The sequence below is a fragment of the Myxococcus sp. MxC21-1 genome, assembly GCF_032612255.1.
Classification (GTDB): Bacteria; Myxococcota; Myxococcia; order Myxococcales; family Myxococcaceae; genus Myxococcus; species Myxococcus virescens.
In genome coordinates this window covers 6,588,934-6,606,282 of record NZ_CP123278.1, presented here as the reverse complement: position 1 = coordinate 6,606,282, position 17,349 = coordinate 6,588,934, and the positions used below count along the sequence as shown (strand labels likewise).

At 66.0% G+C, this 17,349-nt stretch carries 15 protein-coding genes and 3 tRNA genes; 3 read left to right on the top strand and 15 right to left on the bottom strand.

Going from position 1 to position 17,349, the window contains the following annotated elements; all coding sequences use genetic code 11:
* Window positions 1–237: 237 nt before the first annotated feature.
* A complete protein-coding gene (locus QEG98_RS29255) occupies window positions 238–741 on the bottom strand; it encodes an MBL fold metallo-hydrolase (RefSeq protein ID WP_316563643.1) in 504 nt (167 codons plus the stop codon).
* A 384-nt stretch (window positions 742–1,125) separates the two neighbouring features.
* Window positions 1,126–2,190 (bottom strand): ATP-binding protein, encoded by a 1,065-nt coding sequence (locus QEG98_RS29250; protein WP_316563642.1) that lies wholly within the window; start codon window positions 2,188–2,190, stop codon window positions 1,126–1,128.
* A gap of 498 nt (window positions 2,191–2,688) precedes the next feature.
* Here QEG98_RS29250 and QEG98_RS29245 point away from each other — a divergent pair, with 498 nt between their 5' ends.
* On the top strand, window positions 2,689–3,003 hold the full coding sequence (locus QEG98_RS29245) for a DTW domain-containing protein (protein WP_316563641.1): 315 nt from the start codon (window positions 2,689–2,691) through the stop codon (window positions 3,001–3,003).
* Window positions 3,004–3,498: 495 nt separating this feature from the next.
* Here the strand turns inward: QEG98_RS29245 and QEG98_RS29240 are convergent, their stop codons facing one another.
* The 3 genes from QEG98_RS29240 to QEG98_RS29230 form a co-directional block, all read right to left on the bottom strand.
* Window positions 3,499–3,765: a hypothetical protein gene (locus tag QEG98_RS29240; RefSeq protein WP_316563640.1), complete on the bottom strand. Its 267-nt coding sequence runs from the start codon at window positions 3,763–3,765 to the stop codon at window positions 3,499–3,501.
* Between the two features lie 186 nt (window positions 3,766–3,951).
* Entirely contained in the window at window positions 3,952–4,137 is a 186-nt protein-coding gene (locus tag QEG98_RS29235) for a hypothetical protein (RefSeq protein ID WP_316563639.1), read from the bottom strand.
* A gap of 607 nt (window positions 4,138–4,744) precedes the next feature.
* Window positions 4,745–5,878, bottom strand: coding sequence for an NAD-dependent epimerase/dehydratase family protein (locus QEG98_RS29230; protein ID WP_316563638.1), 1,134 nt, complete (start codon window positions 5,876–5,878; stop codon window positions 4,745–4,747).
* Window positions 5,879–6,137: 259 nt separating this feature from the next.
* Here QEG98_RS29230 and QEG98_RS29225 point away from each other — a divergent pair, with 259 nt between their 5' ends.
* Window positions 6,138–6,287, top strand: a complete 150-nt coding sequence (locus QEG98_RS29225) for a hypothetical protein (protein ID WP_316563637.1) — start codon at window positions 6,138–6,140, stop codon at window positions 6,285–6,287.
* A 184-nt stretch (window positions 6,288–6,471) separates the two neighbouring features.
* A complete protein-coding gene (locus QEG98_RS29220) occupies window positions 6,472–6,759 on the top strand; it encodes a hypothetical protein (RefSeq protein ID WP_316563636.1) in 288 nt (95 codons plus the stop codon).
* A gap of 216 nt (window positions 6,760–6,975) precedes the next feature.
* On the opposite strand, the gene QEG98_RS29215 is transcribed toward QEG98_RS29220, so the two are convergent.
* From QEG98_RS29215 to QEG98_RS29170, 10 genes are all read right to left on the bottom strand, one after another.
* Window positions 6,976–8,061 carry an MBL fold metallo-hydrolase gene (locus QEG98_RS29215; RefSeq protein WP_316563635.1) on the bottom strand — a complete coding sequence of 362 codons (1,086 nt, stop codon included), beginning with the start codon at window positions 8,059–8,061 and terminating at the stop codon, window positions 6,976–6,978.
* Window positions 8,062–8,239: 178 nt separating this feature from the next.
* The gene (locus tag QEG98_RS29210; RefSeq protein WP_316563634.1) at window positions 8,240–8,692 is read right to left on the bottom strand and encodes a GNAT family N-acetyltransferase; all 453 of its coding nucleotides are present in this window, start codon (window positions 8,690–8,692) and stop codon (window positions 8,240–8,242) included.
* Between the two features lie 144 nt (window positions 8,693–8,836).
* Complete coding sequence (locus QEG98_RS29205; protein WP_410477859.1) at window positions 8,837–9,082, bottom strand: hypothetical protein; 246 nt, start codon at window positions 9,080–9,082, stop codon at window positions 8,837–8,839.
* 155 nt (window positions 9,083–9,237) lie between these two features.
* Window positions 9,238–9,311, bottom strand: a tRNA-Asp gene (locus QEG98_RS29200).
* An 89-nt stretch (window positions 9,312–9,400) separates the two neighbouring features.
* Window positions 9,401–9,477 (bottom strand) — tRNA-Asp (locus QEG98_RS29195).
* A 15-nt stretch (window positions 9,478–9,492) separates the two neighbouring features.
* Window positions 9,493–9,564: transfer RNA gene (locus QEG98_RS29190), tRNA-Val, on the bottom strand.
* Between the two features lie 175 nt (window positions 9,565–9,739).
* Window positions 9,740–13,138 (bottom strand): IPT/TIG domain-containing protein, encoded by a 3,399-nt coding sequence (locus tag QEG98_RS29185; protein WP_316563633.1) that lies wholly within the window; start codon window positions 13,136–13,138, stop codon window positions 9,740–9,742.
* 5 nt (window positions 13,139–13,143) lie between these two features.
* Window positions 13,144–13,992 carry a sugar ABC transporter permease gene (locus QEG98_RS29180; RefSeq protein WP_090490031.1) on the bottom strand — a complete coding sequence of 283 codons (849 nt, stop codon included), beginning with the start codon at window positions 13,990–13,992 and terminating at the stop codon, window positions 13,144–13,146.
* Window positions 13,989–16,169 (bottom strand): extracellular solute-binding protein, encoded by a 2,181-nt coding sequence (locus tag QEG98_RS29175; RefSeq protein ID WP_316563632.1) that lies wholly within the window; start codon window positions 16,167–16,169, stop codon window positions 13,989–13,991. Before QEG98_RS29175 ends, QEG98_RS29180 begins: the two co-directional genes overlap by 4 nt.
* Complete coding sequence (locus QEG98_RS29170) at window positions 16,166–17,254, bottom strand: ABC transporter ATP-binding protein (RefSeq protein WP_316567984.1); 1,089 nt, start codon at window positions 17,252–17,254, stop codon at window positions 16,166–16,168. The genes QEG98_RS29175 and QEG98_RS29170 overlap by 4 nt, the downstream gene beginning before the upstream one ends.
* Window positions 17,255–17,349 lie beyond the last annotated feature (95 nt).

Here is a 17,349-nt window from a genome sequence, read left to right as displayed (position 1 = left end):
TGTTTGTCCGAACCGTTGGCGAACCGTTGGCCAGTTCATACGTTGGCGCGGGTCCACGCCTGCGCAGGGCGCCAAGAGGTCCAGGCCCCTGCTACGCACCTGATGAGAGCGCGGTCTGGGCAGGCGTGTACCCCAAGGGGGCTCAAGCGGCCTGTCCACCGGACGGGAGCATCACTCGGGCGGCCCTCTTCGGCCCCTCTGCACCCTCCCTCCCTCTCAACAGGGCCCCCATCCTTCTTATGCGTCGAGTGACCCCAGCCCTTCCTGGAGATGCCCTTGCGGCCCTCGTACTCGTCCGGGGGACAGCGCATCGAGGCACAGCACGTCCGCGCCCTCGAAGAGACGGCCGACCTCGGGGAGCGGAAGACCATCCGCGAACGCATGGTGGCGAGGGGGCACCGCAAAGTGCGGCGGCTGCATCTGCGCCGCCAGCTCCGACTGGAGCGCCTGGGCGCCGTTGGCGCCGGGGCAGTAGAGGGGCAGCTCCGAGGTGGGCAGGTAGGCCGGCGTGAAGAAGGGAAAACCCTGTACGTGGTCCCAGTGCAGGTGCGAGAAGAAGAGGGTGGCCTTCTGGGGCGCGCCCTCGCGCATCATGATTTCGCCCAGTGCGCGGAGGCCTGTGCTTGCGTCCAGGATGAGCCAGTGGCCCTGGCTGGTGACCTCCACGCACGCCGTGTTGCCGCCAATGCGCGAGCCCGACACCGCGATGCTCCCCCGAACGCCATGAAACCGGCCTTCCATCGTGAGTCTCCTTGCAGCGGGCATCTATGGGGAGGCCCTGACGTGCGGAGGCTCAAGCAGGGGATGTGCCAGCTCCAAGGGGTTGAAATAACTAAGGCCGACGTCGGGATGCACCAGAATGGATCGCCCTTGCATTAGGCAGCGTGCTCCAGATTGGCGCGCCCCGTGTGCGGCTGTTCTGCCCGACAGGAGCCCTTGATGCACATCGGAGGCTCCGTTTGGGTCGGAGGTAGGGCGGTGCTGTTTGGACAGAGTGGCATAGTTGAATGCCGAGTACCTTGGTGGGTAGTTTCAACTAAGCGTCTTGGGAGGACTGTCGTTGCGGGGGGCGGAAATATTTTCGAGTATTGAGTGGCGAAGCAGCCCCGTGGACTGGGGACGGCACTAAGTCGAACGGGACCACTTGCCTCGCCAGAGTTTGATTTGGGTGTTGATTGCGTGGAGCATGCGATGGCCAATCATCTGATTGGCCCCTGTCTCGACGGCGCGTCGGAGCAGGCTCATTTCGCGCTGCAGTGTTCGTGTCGACTCGCGAATTTGACGGAGGAGTTTCAATGTGCCGTCCTCGACTATTCCAGCTCCTTCCAGGTCACCCATGTTGAAGCTGAATGTCTCGGATATTGTTTCATGGGAGATTGGCGTGAGGTATGAAGTGGTAATACTGAAAATCCTGGGGAAATTGCTCCTGTCGGACAGGACGGAGTGGGCGACATCCCCATGGAATACATATGTTGTTCCTGGCTGGATTTCCCTTGAACCATTCTCAAGGAGTGAGTATTTTCTGTCCTTAAGCCATGGCTTGAGGCTGTCAGAGACGGAGAACGAGACATTTCGGGCGGGCTCCGGTCCGACGTTTTTGACCGTCAATTGTATAAATTCGCTCTGCGTTGTTGTTGATATCGAGATGAGTCGAGGTGATTCGAGACGACGAGACTGAAAGGCCTCGCGAAGTTCGTAGTTGAGCATCCGGCGATTACTGAAGTTGTATCGCCGGTAGTGAATGCCGTCATCGGCTTGATGAGGGGCCCTTGAGCTCCTGGGGATTTCGATTACGAAAAGAGAGTGGGTTGCGTTTCGCCTGATCGGGATTATTTGTATGCCTGTGATTCGCGGTGAAATCCTGCTGTCAATGATGTCTCCGAGCCATTCTTTGGATATTCTGCCGTTGTTGGGAAATCCGGGGTTGATTTCGATTGGTAGGTGTGTTTGTTCGTCCTCGCGCACTCCATAGATGAGGACCCCTCCGTCTGAGTTCGCGAATGCAGAAATATCTCGCGTTAGCTCGGAAATGACTTCGTTCTGAGCTCTTTGGAGGCCTGTGGGTAATGGTTTGGGGTTCTGATTGATTGGCTCTAGAGCTCGCTGGTCCTTGTAGTCGAGGTAGTCGCTCTCGGGTATGGCGTGTTCAATCATTTGCTCCAGGTCTTCAATCGTTTTGGGCGTTTTCATGGCGATTGGCGAGTTCGTTCAGCCGTTTATATCGGCACCTCTCCGACCCTCATCCCTTCTGTGCAGGAGATTGAGCGTAGCCGGTGAATCGTTTCCGGCGACAACCCACTTGATGGTCGGAGCAGGCGTTCACCTCGGCTATGGCACGCCCCGCTGGCCTCCCTTTGTGCGTTGGTCTGCCGGAGTTCGAGTAGCCGGGCGTTGTTGCCGTCCTCTTTGTGTTGCTGATGGATTGCGTCGAGCACTGCCAGCCGGTTGAGCTTGAGTCGCGCGACGTTGAGGTTCAGTCGCTCGACGTCATGCACGGCGCCGGCATCGTCTCTGCGGCTCTGCCCCGGGGGGCGTAGCGGAGGTGTACGCCAACGTCTGGTGACACCTTGGCTGGATTATACGAAAGCGTCTGCTGTGCTGTCGACAAACGTCCCCGGTAAGTGTCGTGGGGCGGCTCCAGGGCGGGGCACTTCTTTTCCCGAGGAAATCCGACCAGGATGACGGTGGATGCCTCTCCGTGTTGCTCCGCGCCCGCGCTGCTCTCGTTGCAACCTGCCGCTCCACTTTTGCCTGTGTGACGCAATCCCCCAGGTCCAGGCGCGGACGCGAGTTCTCCTCCTCCAGCACGTGATGGAGGGCGCGAAGAAGAGCAGCACCGGACGGGTGGCCGCGCTGGCGCTGGTGAACTCGAAGCTCATCATCCACGGCTCGCCCAGTGGGACCTCGGACCTGGAGCTGCTCTCCGAGCCTGGAACCTGGCTGCTCTACCCGGATAGACCAGTGACACCGCCCGATGCCCCACCGCCGCAGCGGTTGAAGTAGGAGGACGTTCGACTTCAAGGTGTTCGCCTGCGTGAGGAGTGAGGCGGGCTCAAGGGGCTTGGCGTACGTGAAGGGGGCCCCCGGAGTGCGGGCAATTCAGGAGCACCTGGGCTTGCCCACGGGATGTGCGAGGTGGGCCCCGGCAGGAGGGCCACCCCAGGCCGCGGGGTGTTGAGGCTCAAGAGGCGCCAAGAGGTCCAGGCCCCTGTTACGCACCTGAAGGGAGCGCGGTCTGGGCAGGCGTGTACCCCAAGGGGGCTCAAGCGGCCTGTCCACCGGACGGGAGCATCACTCGGGCGGGCCCGTCAGCGGCCCTCCTCGGCCCCCTGCACCCTCCCCTTAACAGGGCCCCCATCCCTCTTATGCGTTCTACCAGGGCACCAGCGAGGTGCAGCGGATGGTGATTGCCCGCGAGACGTTCAAGCTGCTGGGCTGAAGTCCTGCACCTGACCGCGCAACGTGTGCGCGGCCAGTGTGCCCTGACAGGGCTCCGTCCTACTTGCAGGCGGACTCGTCGGGGTGGTGGCCCCGGAGCTGCGTCAGGCCGTCGGTGCACGCGGCAGTGCAGACCCTGGCCGTCTCGTCGTTCTGCCAGCAGGAACCGTCGGCGCCGTAGGTCACTTCGGCGGTGGCCTCAATCTGGGGGGTCGTGGCCTTGATGCAGACCAGGTACTTCTTGCACTCGGCGCTCTGCTCCGAGTCATCGCTGCCACATGCCGTCAGTCCCAACACCGCAACCGCCAGGATCATCGACTTGAACAAGGTTCCTCCGAACCAAAGGGGGATCTGTCGTCTACCTGACGGTGTGGGGTGAGCTCAACCCTCCTTGGAGTCAGAATGACCCGTCGCAGAGGAGCCTCCGCCGACACATCATCCACTTCGAAGGTAGGCGCATTGCCCGGGGCCAGGCCCGCGCGGTGGGCAGAGCGTCCGTGACGGGGGCCTTGCTCACCGGAGGACACGAGGCTGCATCAGCCCACCGGAGTCCAGGTGGAAGAGGCACCCGAGCCGGCGCTGGAGGTCTTCGCTCCAGGCCGGGGTGGTGAAGCTGGTGCTGGAGTAGGTAAGTCCTTCGCGGAGGTGGCGACGGACTTTGACCTCGCGGAGACGGCCTTCCGCCGGTGGGTGAGGCATGCCCGGACGCACCTGGCAGACTGTTGAGATTGTCCGCGGGGTGGGGAGTGACGCCCCGCGGTGTCGCGTGAGAAGAGAGCGGCATCGGAGGATGCGATGCGCGGGACGCCGAAGCCGCAGACGACGATGTTCAGTCTGCGGACGCCGGGCGGGCGCGTGCCGAAGGAACACCCGTTGCGGCGGGCGAAGGACAGTATCCGTCCGGCCAACGACGTGCTGAGAGTCGTTGAGTGAGGAGTCGGCGCCGTGGACCCTGGCGTGCATGTTGAAGCCGGTGGAGCAGCAGGCGTGGTTCCGGGGTGCCGAATCCGTTGAGGTGAGCGGGCTGACGCAGAAGGAGTTCTCGCGGCAGAGAGGGCTGCGGCTCAGCACGGTGCAGTCGTGGGTGTTCAAGAGGCGGCCAAGAGGTCCAGGCGTCTGTTACGCACCTGAAGGGAGCGCGGTCTGGGCAGGCGTGTACCCCAAGGGGGCTCAAGCGGCCTGTCCACGGGACGGGAGCATCACTCGGGCGGCCCCGTCAGTGGCCCTCCTCGGCGCCTCTCACCCTCTCTCCTCCTCAACAGGGGGGCCCCATCCCTCTTATGCGCATGCGCCACCATCCCGTGCTTCAGAGCTTGGCGTGCCACTCCTTCAGCAGCGCCGCTTCCTGCTCCCGCGTGATGCCAGCACGCAGCGTCGCCTGGCGCTCGGCCGGCTGGCTGCGGAACCACGCAAGCAGATCGGTCACCGTGGTGTCGAAGGGGCGGTAAGTGAGCCCGGCCGCCATCGCCCGGGCATTGCTGACCGCCCCGTAGCCCGCATAGGGCCCGCTCTTTGACGACACCCAGATCGGCAGCTCGACCTTCTTCTCCTCAAGGAATTCCGGCGACACATGCGTGTACGTCGGCTTCTTGCCGGTGACCCGCTCGCAGCCTTTCAGCATGGCCGTGGTGCTCAGCGGTTTCGCCGGGCCAACAGCGTTGAACGTGCCAAACGTGCCCGCTTCAGCAAGGCGGATCATCCATTCGCCCAGGTCGCGGCCGTCGATGATCTGCATCGGGTCGGAGCCATCGCCGGGCACGAGCATCTCGCCGCCCTGCGCCACGCGGTGCGGCCAGTAAGTGAAGCGATCGGTTTCGTCGCGCGGGCCGACGATGTAGCCAGGCCGGACGATGGTGACGCGCTTGCCGAACTGCTTGCGCGCTTCGGCCTCGCTCAACGCCTTGAGCGGACCGTACAGGTGCTCGATGTCCGCTTTCAGTGAGTCCTGCGTTTCGGCCATCGCGTCCTTGCCCGCATACACCGCCAGCGGCGCGTCCTCGGTGATGCCCTGCTTGCTGCCGTCGGCATAGACGGAAATCGTCGAGATGAAGAGGTAATGCCCGACGTTGCCCTTGAGCACCTTGCCGGCATCGCGCACCCAGAACGGCAGGCTGGTGGGGTTGTCGATGCACACATCCCACTTGCGACCTTGCAGCGACTTGAGGTCGCCGGTATTGCGGTCTCCGAACAGCTGCTCGACCGCGCTCGGCCATTCCGGTGACGGGCGCTTGCCGCGGTTGAACAGCGTCACCTTGTGCCCGCGCGCCAGTGCGTAGTTGACCTGGAACGGTCCGGTGAAACCGGTGCCGCCGAGGATCAGGATGTTCAGCGGTTTCGCCGCGCGTTTGATGGGCTTGGACGGCTTTGCCCAACCCGGCAGGGCGGCGGAGGCAGCGGCGAGCGCACCGAACTTGAGCAGGTCACGACGGGTGGTGGTCATCCAATGATTCCTGGTGAGTCGGGCGGAGTTCTCAGCGTATCCAAAACGGGATGCATGTGCGATGCGACACGGGTCCCGGAGCGGCCGGGAACCCGAACGGCCGCCCCCGGGGGCGGCAACCGGCATCAGGGCTGCGGCGCCGCCGGCTGCATTGTCGTGCGGCAGTCCACGCGCAGCGTGTCCGACGACCCGCGCTACGAGTAGGCACGGCACTCGCGCGCGCCTTCACGGGTGACTGGGATGCCAGTCGCTGGGCGTCATGTTGGTGGACACGGTGGGGAAGAAGGTCGCGTTCATCAAGGCGGCGGCGCGCGCAGCGGAGCGGCAACTGCGCGTCGTGTCCTCGCGGGCGTTCCGGTTGCCGGTCTCCGGCGCCGAGTGCCAGGTGGCGGTGTTCGCGAAGGAGTAGGGCAGGGGAGGGCGGCCGTGTGCCCATCGCTTTGTTTCACGCCGGGTCGGCGAACTCGCCTGTCATCGAGGGCTCAGCCGAAGCGCACCGCTCCCAAGCTCAAGGCTGTGATCCGACCACGGATGTCATCGCAGTCCCCTGGGCGGGGCGCGTGCCCTATGCGACGGGGCGGCTCACCCTCGACATGCTCGGGCTCAACGACACGCACATCGCGCACCTTCCGTCGCTTCAGCGCGGAATCGACGTGAAGATGGACCCGGAATACGTCCTGGCTCGGCGTCCCAAGCTCATCTTCGTCAACGTGAACCACTGCTATGTGCAGAAGGAGTGCTCGTTCGCGAATGCGGGGGGCTGGAAGATTGGCGACCGGCAGCTCATCGAACTGCTGCGTCAGTCGCCTGACTACGAATGGGGGAAGGACGCTCCGACGGACATCTCCGTCTTCCGCCGCCGCGAGTCACTGGCACAGTAGGCCGTGACCTGCTCACCCCGCATGCGCGCCAGAGTTCGCCCGAATCATGGAGCAGCTCATCGCGCTGTTCGCCGAATCTGGAAGCGATGAGCCCCCATTCCGATGGTGCGCATCGGTGAGGCCACCGAGGCCGCGGCCGCGGCGCTCTGCCTCTGTTCGGATGCCGTATCCTTCGTCACCGGCCCGTTGTGCCGCCGCGCGCTTCGCGCTGATTCGTCAGTCGGAGGGTTCCGTCACCGCCTCCACCGGCGCCGGTTCCGTCTCGGTTTGATCGACCTCGCGCCACCATGGGTCGATCGACTGCACCTGGCGCGGCTCGATCGGCTGCCCGAGCCGAGGCATGACCAGCGGCGCATTCGTTGGGGCGAGCTTCACGAGCGTCTCCGCAGGTTCGTCCCAGGAATGGATTGCGAGATTGAACGTGCCCCAATGGACCGGCAGGAAGGCGCCACCGCCCAACAGGTCGTGCGCTTGCAACGCATTCTCCGGTCCGAGGTGAATATCTCCCCACGCCGGGTCCCACGCGCCGACCTCGAGCATGACGAGGTCGAACGGCCCCAGCCTCTCCCGGATCTCGACGTACTCCTGGGTCAGGCCTGTGTCGCCGCTGAAGAAGACGGCGTGATGCGGACCGCGCACCACAATCGACGACCACGCTGTCCGGTTCCTATCGGCCACGCTGCGACCCGAGAAGTGCTGTGATGGTGCGGCGGTGAAGGTAAGGCCACCGACCTCCGCGGACTCCCACCAGTCGAGCTCGGTGATGCGCTCGGGAGGCACGCCCCACGCCTCCAGATGCGCACCCACGCCGAGTGAGGTGACGAACGGAACCCCGAGCGGGATGAGTTGAAGGATGGTCGGGTAGTCGAGGTGGTCGTAGTGGTCGTGCGAGATGACGACCGCGTGGAGCGGAGGAAGCTGACCGATTGTCACCGGCGCGGGGTGAAACCGCTTCGGCCCCGTGAAGGGAAGCGGGGAGATGCGCTCTCCCCACACCGGGTCAGTCAACACGCGCTTCCCATCGACCTCAAGCAGGACGGTGGAATGACCGAGCCACGTCGCGCGGAGCCCGCTCTGCACCGGGAGCAGCCACTGCTCAAGCGGATTGACGATGGGCAGCACGCCAGTCGGCACCCGCCGCTGACCGCCACAGATGAACTCCTTCATCGTCGAGACAGCGGTGCCCTTCTTCAGCCCCTGAGTCACCAGGGATGTGTTGTGGAACATCCCGTCCTTGAAGCGCGGTGACGCCTTCATGCGTTCGAGCCGGGCTCCCTGCGCCTTGCTTCCGAGTACCAGCATGCTCCGTCCCTCTCTATCGCAGCGCCATGTTCGGTTGGTCGCCCACCCCTGCACCTGCCCAAGATTCGATCACTGAGCTGAACGAAAGGTCCAGCCAACCGTCAATGCCGCCCTCTTGGCGAGCATGACGAAGCGCCGGAATCTGGGCCGGAGGTCATCGAAGCCCGAGCCACACGCACTACGTCGAACCCAGCCTCATCAGGACTTCGGCAACGCCATCCGGGTGATGCGGGTTCTCGTTGCTCAGGGTGTGGAAGCCACACTTCTCGAGGACGCGGATCGACGCGAGGTTGTTGAGAGCGACCCACGCATGAAGTGGCCGGGTGGGCTCGAGCACGAGAAACTCGGAGAGGGCCCGAGTGGCGATGCCCTTGCCCCAATGCTCGCGACCCATCCAGTAGCCGACGAGGCGCATGGCATCCTGTTCCCAACTGCCGATGTGCCCAACGACGACACCGCCCATGACGATGGTGCGGGTGACGTTCTCAGAGCGGAGAACGTTTGTGAGCCAGTGGGCCATGAACGCATCGCGTTCCCGCGATGCAAATGCGGCCATGCGCTGCGCTTCTGGGTCGCGCTGGTGTTCGAAGAAGATGGGAAGGTCTTCATCCGTGACGTTGCGGAGGATCATCCTGGAAAAGCTCCGTCCAGTCTGTGCCGCGCGGTGTCCCTCCCAAGGGGACCGCGCGACCTCGAGGTTCGGGCCCACCGCTCCGCCTGCCCCGGCGCTCCAAGCCTCTGGAGCACGACGGACTTCGGGGCGAAGCAGGAAGGCTCAAGGGGAAGGCTGCAGCGCCTTGCGCTCCTTCGCGCAGACCTGGAGCAGCTCCAACATGCTCATGCTGGTGCCGCCGATGTCGAACTTCTGCTCCTTGAAGTCGGGGTACCGGTTCTCGAGGATGCGCCCCTCCGCGATGCAATCGTTGAGCTGTGCGAGCGCCTCGCTCTTGCGCCCCTTGGAGAGGTGGACCTTCGCCGCGTCGTAGGCCTTCCACTGGCCCTCCTGGAACCGGAGCTCCACTGCGCAGGTCCGCGGAGGATGCCGCCGCCTTGCCCGCGACGTCCAGCGCCACGCCGCTCCGGCCAACGGTGCCGGAGCGGCACACTGAGGCCACATAGGGGGACGGAGGAAAAAGAAAAGCCCAGCAACCCCTGAGGATTGCTGGGCTTTTCTAGCGAGGAGTACGGGACTTGAACCCGTGGCCTCCGGCGTGACAGGCCGGCGTTCTAACCAACTGAACTAACTCCCCAGATGGGGCTGCGAGCGGCAGGGCCAAAAACCGAGCCTCTCACTAAAAGGCGAAGGGCCCGGAACCTTGCGATCCCGGGCCCTTCTTAGTGGCGAGGAGTACGGGACTTGAACCCGTGGCCTCCGGCGTGACAGGCCGGCGTTCTAACCAACTGAACTAACTCCCCACATCGGTACGACAGTGGGCGGAACAGGGATTGAACCTGTGACCATCGCCTTGTAAGGGCGCCGCTCTACCGCTGAGCTATCCGCCCGTCAGGCGTCCGCCGCGCTTCGGTGAGGCGGGCTTTTATCGGCCTCATCCGACACTGTCAAGCATACGCTTCAGCAGGCCCGATCATTCCGCAAGGCCGCCCGGGCCCTGGTGGGCATCCGGGCGGCCAGTGGACTGGCCATGTGGCTCTGTAGGAGGCAGTGGTTGTCCGTCGGTTAGGGGGCGGGGGCCTGCGCGCTCACCGCCAGGCTGCCCGTCAGCGCAGCGTCGAAGCCGTTGGCCCCGCTGCTGTTTCCGTCCGCGTCGCAGTAGAGGAACTCGCCGCCGTTTACCTGGAAGCGGTAGGCGAACCGGTAGTTGCCCACCGTGCCTGGGTTGGGCAACGTGGCCTCGTACTCGTCGTTGTCCCAGAAGTCGCCCTTGAACTGGGCCGTCGTGGTCCAGTCCCACTGCGCGGATGTGGCTGGGTTCTCTCCGGCGGGTCCCCAGCCGAGTTGGCCCACGATGGCCGCGACTTCGCCCGTGGTGGTGTTGGTGAGGCCCGCCACGTTGACGTACGCAACGATGACGTGGCTGGCCGCATCCCCGGTGGTGTACGCCAGCGACTGCGGCGTGTTGTTCCCATCCGGCCCCAGCTTGCAGTAGTTGACCACGTTGATGGCTTGGGCCTCCGTTACCGTGAGTGTGCCCGTCAGCGCAGCGTCGAAGCCGTTGGCCCCGCTGCTGTTTCCGTCCGCGTCGCAGTAGAGGAACTCGCCGCCGTTTACCTGGAAGCGGTAGGCGAACCGGTAGTTGCCCACCGTGCCTGGGTTGGGCAACGTGGCCTCGTACTCGTCGTTGTCCCAGAAGTCGCCCTTGAACTGGGCCGTCGTGGTCCAGTCCCACTGCGCGGATGTGGCTGGGTTCTCTCCGGCGGGTCCCCAGCCGAGTTGGCCCACGATGGCCGCGACTTCGCCCGTGGTGGTGTTGGTGAGGCCCGCCACGTTGACGTACGCAACGATGACGTGGCTGGCCGCATCCCCGGTGGTGTACGCCAGCGACTGCGGCGTGTTGTTCCCATCCGGCCCCAGCTTGCAGTAGTTGACCACGTTGATGGCTTGGGCCTCCGTTACCGTGAGTGTGCCCGTCAGCGCAGCGTCGAAGCCGTTGGCCCCGCTGCTGTTTCCGTCCGCGTCGCAGTAGAGGAACTCGCCGCCGTTTACCTGGAAGCGGTAGGCGAACCGGTAGTTGCCCACCACGCCCGGGTTGGGCAACGTGGCCTCGTACTCGTCGTTGTCCCAGAAGTCGCCCTTGAACTGGGCCGTCGTGGTCCAGTCCCACTGCGCGGATGTGGCTGGGTTCTCTCCGGCGGGTCCCCAGCCGAGTTGGCCCACGATGGCCGCGACTTCGCCCGTGGTGGTGTTGGTGAGGCCCGCCACGTTGACGTACGCAACGATGACGTGGCTGGCCGCATCCCCGGTGGTGTACGCCAGCGACTGCGGCGTGTTGTTCCCATCCGGCCCCAGCTTGCAGTAGTTGACCACGTTGATGGCTTGGGCCTCCGTTACCGTGAGTGTGCCCGTCAGCGCAGCGTCGAAGCCGTTGGCCCCGCTGCTGTTTCCGTCCGCGTCGCAGTAGAGGAACTCGCCGCCGTTCACCTGGAAGCGGTAGGCGAACCGATAGCTGCCCACCACGCCCGGGTTGGGCAACGTGGCCTCGTACTCGTCGTTGTCCCAGAAGTCGCCCTTGAACTGGGCCGTCGTGGTCCAGTCCCACTGCGCGGACGTGGCTGGGTTCTCACCGGCGGGTCCCCAGCCGAGTTGGCCCACGATGGCCGCGACGTCGCCCGTGGTGGTGTTGGTGAGGCCCGCCACGTTGACGGACGCGATGATGACGTGGCTGGCCGCATCCCCGGTGGTGTACGCCAGCGACTGCGGCGTGCCGTTCCCATCCGGCCCCAGCTTGCAGTAGCCGATGACGCGCGGGATGACGGGCTGGCCCGTCACGTTGAGCGTGCCGAGCTGGTCCAGCTCGAAGTCCTGACCGCCGTCGTCCACGCCGTTGCCGTCGCACACGCGGATGGGGCCGCCGTCGTGGTTGAAGCGCACCGCGTAGCGGTACTCGCCGTTGATGGTCGGGTTGGGCAGCGTGCCCTTCCACTGGTCGTTCACCTCGAAGTTGTCCTGGTCGAAGGTCAGCTGGGTCGACCAGTTCCACCGTGACGAGGTGCGCGGGTCCTCACCCGCGGGACCCCAGCCGAGCTGGCCCGCCAGGCCAGGCCCTGCGCCTTCGCGGTCCGTCACGCCCGGCAGGTTGACCTGGGCGTACACCGTCTTCAGGCCTGACGTCTGTGTCGTCGTGTAGTTGATGGCCTCCGGCGGCGTCTGGTCGAGGCCAATCTTGCACCACGTCACCGCCGGCTTCGGCGCCTCGTCGCCCACGGTGAGCGTGCCCAGCTTGGACAGGCTGAAGGTCAGGTTGCCCTCGTCGCTGTCGTTGACGCCGTCCGCGTCACAGAAGCGCCACACGTTCTCGCTGATGCTGAAGCGGTAGGCGATTCGCCAGGTGCCCACGGTGCCCGGGTTGGGCAGGTCGGCCTCCCACTCGTCGTTGTTGCCGTGGTCCGTCTTGTACGTGGCGTTCACCCACGTCCAGCCGCTGTCGCTGCGCGGGTCCGAGTCCGCCGGACCGTAGCCGAGCTGCGCCACCAGGCCCGAGCCCGCGCCACCGCCCTGGGTGATGCCCGCCGCGTACACCTGACCGGCCACCTTCACGCGCGGGGTGTCGCCCGGCCGGTAGAAGACGTTGACCGGCCCGGGGTTGTTGTCGGGGCCCAGCTTGCAGTAGTCCACGCGCGGCCGGGAGATGAACACCCGGCGCAGCATGTCCTCCGACACGCCGTTGGCACTGCCATCGCCGTCCGCCATCACCCACGTGGCGCCGTTGTCGATGGAGAAGCGCATGGTGACGACCCACTCACGGCGCTCACCGCTGATGGTCGGCTGGAGCAGCACGGTGCCCTGGTAGATGTCCGCCTCGCGGCTGCCCGAGTCACCCTCGTAGCTGGCCTCTTCCCAGGTGTAGCTGTCAGGGTTGAGCAGCTCCGCGTCCGCCAGGGCGAAGCCCACCTGCGCGCGGGTGCCGCCGCCCTGGCCGGTGCCACGGGTGATGCCGGCCACGGTGACGGCGCCGCGCACGGTGGTGCCCACCGGCTGGCCGTTGCTGACTGCGTCCACGTTGCCGTTGAGCACTTCGGCCTGTTCGATGTTCGCCACCGGCGCGCCTTCGAACGTGAAGCCGCCCACCAGGGTGCCGTGAGCGCTGTCCGGGTTCACCACGCGCACGTCCACCACGCCGGAGGTGGCGGTGGGGGTGTAGCCGTAGATGCGGTGGGTGTTGACCACCACCACCCGCAGGGCCTCCTGCTGGCCGAAGTAAAGCTTCGCGCCTTCCTTGAAGCCGGCGCCGTAGACGTTGATGAGGGTGTGGCCCGAGACGGGGCCGCCCGAGGGCTGGACCTCCCGCACGACGGGCGCGTTGTCGCTGGGAGCAGGTCCTCCGTCTGAGTCGCCATCACAAGCGACGACCAGCAGAGGCAGGACGAGGACGAGGGCACGGAGACAGCGAGACGACATCGACATCACCCCTTGACGCCGCCAGCGGTCAAACCGCCGACGAGGTGTTTCTGAAGCGCGAAGAACAACGCCATGACCGGCGCGGAGACGATGAGCGCGCCCGCGGCGAACTTGCCCCACTCCACCTTGTGCTCGCCGACGAAGCGCTGGAGCGCGACGGGCAGGGTGAAGCGGGACGGGTCATTGAGCAGCGTGGCGGCGAGGATGAACTCGTTCCACGCCGTCATGAAGGAGAAGAGCGCCGTCACGGCCAGCGCGGGCCGGGCCAGCGGGAGCACCACGCGCACGAACACCTGGAAGGTGGAGGCGCCGTCCATCACCGCCGCTTCCTCCAACTCGCGCGGCAGCGTGTCGAAGTAGCCCTTGAGGTTCCAGATGCAGAAGGGCAGGGCGGTGGTGGCGTAGACCAGGACGAGCCCCGTGAGGCTGTCCAGCAGGTGCAGCTTCTGAAGGATGCTGTAGATGGGCACCATCATCAGCGTCGCCGGGAACATCTGCGTCACCAGCAGCGCCTGCATCCCGCCTTCCTTGCCGGGGAAGCGGAAGCGCGACAGCGCATAGGCCGCGGACACCGCCAGCGTCAGGCCCACCAGCGTGGTGGCGCCCGCCACGACGATGCTCGCCAGGAGCTGCCGGCCGAACACCCACCGCCCCGCCGCGTCCGTGCCGGAGAGCACCTGCCGGAAGTGCTCCAGCGTGACGGTTTCGGGGAAGGGGTTGGCGGTGAGCGCCAGCCCATCCGTGGGCGACAGCGCCATCTTCACCACCCAGAGCACCGGGTAGAGCGTGGCCATGCACAGCAGCGTCAGCCCGGCGTGGATGGCGGCCATCTTCAAGCGCGAGGGGCGGTTCATCCCATCACCTCCGAGGACGACCGCATCAATCGCTTGGTGAAGGCGGACCAGACCAGCAGCACCACGAAGATGAGGACCGAGTACGCCGCCGCGAAGCCGTACTGCTCGTTGCGCTGGAAGGCCCAACGGTAGGCCTCGGACACCAGGATGTCGGTGCCGCCGCCCGGCTCACCGCCGGACACCAGGTAGATGATGTTGAACATGTTGAAGGTCCACACGCTGCCCAGGATGACGGCCGGCAGCATGGCGGGCCTCAGCAGCGGCAGGGTGATGCGGCGGAACTGCGTCCACTTGCTCGCGCCGTCCACCTCCGCGGCTTCGTAGAGCTCCTGGGGGATCGACTGGAGCGCGCCCAGCGCCACCACCATCATGAAGGGGAAGCCCAGCCAGGTGTTGGTGGCCACGTTGGCCGCGAAGGCCGTGGAGAAGCGGGTGAACCAGCTCACCGGCTCCAGGTCCAGGGCGACCAGCAGGCCGTTGATGGCACCGAACTGCCGGTGGAACATGCCCTTCCACATGAGCGCGGTGATGTAGTTGGGCACAGCCCAGGGGATGATGAGCAACACCCGGTAGACCCCCCGTAGCTTCAGCAGCGGATCCTTCAACAGCAGCGCCAGCAACAGGCCGATGCTGACGTGGAGCACCACGTTGACCACCGCCCACAGCAGCGTCACGGCCAGCGTGAAATAGAAGGACAGTGGCTCGGTGATGCTGTAGCCGCGGCTGGCCAGGATATCCACGAAGTTGGCCAGGCCCACGAAGGAGTATTCCCCCGCCTCGTGGTGGAACAGCGACAGGCTGAGGCCCACCGCGAAGGGGACGAACACCAGCAGCGCCACGCCGGCCGCCGCGGGGGTGATGTACGCCACCGCCTGCGCCACATCCGGGTAACGGCGCTTGAAGGGCAGCGTCGCCGCCGGGCGCCGCAGCACATAGACGGAGCCGCCCAGCGCCATGGCGCCCACCAGGCCCAGCCAGGGCAGAGGGCTGGCGTCGGGTGGGCGCTCGCGGTGCAGCGCGCGGTAGCGCCGGTCCGCCAGCGCGCCCGCGTCCTGCGGCGCGGTGCCGCCCTGGAGCACCGCGCGCAGCGCCAGCTTCATGGGCTCCCAGACGCGCGCCATCTCCAGCGTGTTGGGCATGGGCGTGGCGTGGCGGGCCGCCTCGCGGAAGGAGGAGATGAGCGTGTCCTCTCGCACCTCCTTCAGCGTGTACGCGGCCACGTCCGCCGGAATCTGCCGGCCCACCATGGCCCGCACGCGCGAGGCCTCGCCCAGGGAGATGAAGCGCGCCAGCGCCTGGGCCTGCTCCGCTCGCTCGGAGCGCGCGGAGACGTAGGCCGTCTCCACGCCCAGGAAGGGGCGGATGGGGATGTTCGTGGTGCTCACCGTCGGCAGCCCCACCACGCGGTAGTCCACCTGGGGGGCAATCTCCCCGGCGAACCACGGCCCGCTGATGATCATGGCGGCACGGCCATCGTTGAAGAGGCTCTTCACCAGCGCGCCCGAGGCCTCCTGGGGGATGAAGCGCTGGTCCTGCAGGTCCTTCACAAAGGCCAGGGAGCGGGCCATCCCCTGTGTGTCGAAGCTCGCGCGGCCGGTTGCATCGAACAGCTCGCCGCCGAAGCCGAAGAGGAACCCCGCGTGGAAGTAGAAGTCGCCGCTCTCGTAGGCCAGCCCGAAGCGGCCCGCGTCCGCGTCCGACAACGCGGGCAGCATCGCCAGCAGCGCGTCCGTCGTCTCTGGCGGCTGGGGCACGAGCTTCGTGTTGACGTAGAGCGCCAGCGACTTGAGCGACATGGGATAGCCGTACACCTGGCCATCCACCTCCAGCGCCTCCACGGCGTTGGGGAAGTAGTCCTCGCGCGCCAGGCCACTGGCGGGGGCCACCAGGTGCATCGCGTGAAAGTTGCGCAGCCGCTCGTGGTTGAAGATGAAGACGTCCGGGCCCACGCCATGGGGAATGGCGTTGGTCAGCTTGGCCGCGTAGGCGTCGTAGGGCAGGGCGAGCAGCTCCACCTGGACGCCCGTCTTCGAGGTGAAGAGCTCCGTGGCCTGGACGAGCGCCATCTCCTCGCCGCCGCGGTACGCGTGCCACAGCTTCAGCGGCTTCTCCGTCGCAGGCGCCGCGTGCGCACTCAGCGCCGTGGCGAGCAGCGCCAGGCCGAGCCACCGGCTCACGACGCGATCTCCATCGCGGCGCGCTGCTCCGGATGGCGCAGCGCCTTCGCGCCGTCCTTGGAGAAGACGTGCAGCGCGTCCGCCACGGGGGCCAGGTGCACCTTGTCACCCACCGCGACGTTCACGCCCTTGTCGAAGCGAGCCGCCACCAGTCCGGCCTCCGTTTTGACGAAGGCGTACCCGTCGAAGCCCAGTCGCTCCACGGCGTCCACGGTGCCGGTGAGGGGCCCCTGGGACTCCACGCGCAAATCCTGGGGACGCAGGCCCAGCAGCACCGTGGCTTCCTCCGTGGTCACGTCCGCCGGACAGGGCAGGGTGAAGCCCTTGCCGGTAAACTGGGCCCCCTCTCGCCGCGCCTCCAGGAAGTTCATGGAGGGGGAGCCGAGGAACCCCGCGACGAACTGGTTGGCGGGGCGGTTGTAGAGCTCCAGCGGCGGGCCCACCTGCTGGAGGAGCCCGCCATTGAAGACGGCCACGCGGGTGGCCAGCGTCATCGCCTCCACCTGGTCATGGGTGACGTAGATCATCGTCGCGCTCAGCCGGCGGTGCAGCCGGGCCAGCTCGCCGCGCATCTGGACCCGGAGCGCGGTGTCCAGGTTGGAGAGGGGCTCGTCGAAGAGGAAGACCTTGGGGCGGCGGACGATGGCTCGCCCCATGGCCACGCGCTGGCGTTGGCCGCCGGACAGGGCCTTGGGCTTGCGCTCCAAGAGGTGGTTCAGCTCCAACATCCCGGCCACCTCCTGCACGCGCGACTCAATCTCCGCGGCGGGGAATTTCCGGAGCGTCAGGCCGAAGGCCAGATTCTCCCGCACCGTCATGTGCGGGTAGAGCGCATAGGACTGGAACACCATTGCAACATCGCGGTCACGAGGCGGAACGTCGTTCACCCGGGCGCCGCCAATGCGCACCTCGCCCGCGTCCACCTGTTCCAGGCCCGCGATGAGTCGCAGCAAGGTCGTCTTCCCGCAGCCAGACGGGCCGACCATCACCAGGAATTCACCTTCACCCACCTGAAGGTCCACGCCCTTCACGATGAGGTTCTGGCCAAACGACTTCTTGATCCCGCTCAGGGTGACTTCGGACAAGTCGTGCTCGGAGAAATTGATGGGAAGACGGTCGCGCACCTTACCCGGACGCTTCTTGTTTCCTCAAACCTCCTTGGTGGCTCGCGCTGCATCCT

Coding starts and splice junctions, on each gene's coding strand:
- QEG98_RS29245 (WP_316563641.1), top strand. CDS start 2,689: ATGCCTCTCCGTGTTGCTCCGCGCCCGCGCTGCTCTCGTTGCAACCTG.
- QEG98_RS29250 (WP_316563642.1), bottom strand. CDS start 2,190: ATGAAAACGCCCAAAACGATTGAAGACCTGGAGCAAATGATTGAACAC.
- QEG98_RS29235 (WP_316563639.1), bottom strand. CDS start 4,137: ATGCCTCACCCACCGGCGGAAGGCCGTCTCCGCGAGGTCAAAGTCCGT.
- QEG98_RS29210 (WP_316563634.1), bottom strand. CDS start 8,692: ATGATCCTCCGCAACGTCACGGATGAAGACCTTCCCATCTTCTTCGAA.
- QEG98_RS29220 (WP_316563636.1), top strand. CDS start 6,472: ATGCTCGGGCTCAACGACACGCACATCGCGCACCTTCCGTCGCTTCAG.
- QEG98_RS29215 (WP_316563635.1), bottom strand. CDS start 8,061: ATGCTGGTACTCGGAAGCAAGGCGCAGGGAGCCCGGCTCGAACGCATG.
- QEG98_RS29230 (WP_316563638.1), bottom strand. CDS start 5,878: ATGACCACCACCCGTCGTGACCTGCTCAAGTTCGGTGCGCTCGCCGCT.
- QEG98_RS29180 (WP_090490031.1), bottom strand. CDS start 13,992: ATGAACCGCCCCTCGCGCTTGAAGATGGCCGCCATCCACGCCGGGCTG.
- QEG98_RS29255 (WP_316563643.1), bottom strand. CDS start 741: ATGGAAGGCCGGTTTCATGGCGTTCGGGGGAGCATCGCGGTGTCGGGC.
- QEG98_RS29225 (WP_316563637.1), top strand. CDS start 6,138: ATGTTGGTGGACACGGTGGGGAAGAAGGTCGCGTTCATCAAGGCGGCG.
- QEG98_RS29185 (WP_316563633.1), bottom strand. CDS start 13,138: ATGTCGTCTCGCTGTCTCCGTGCCCTCGTCCTCGTCCTGCCTCTGCTG.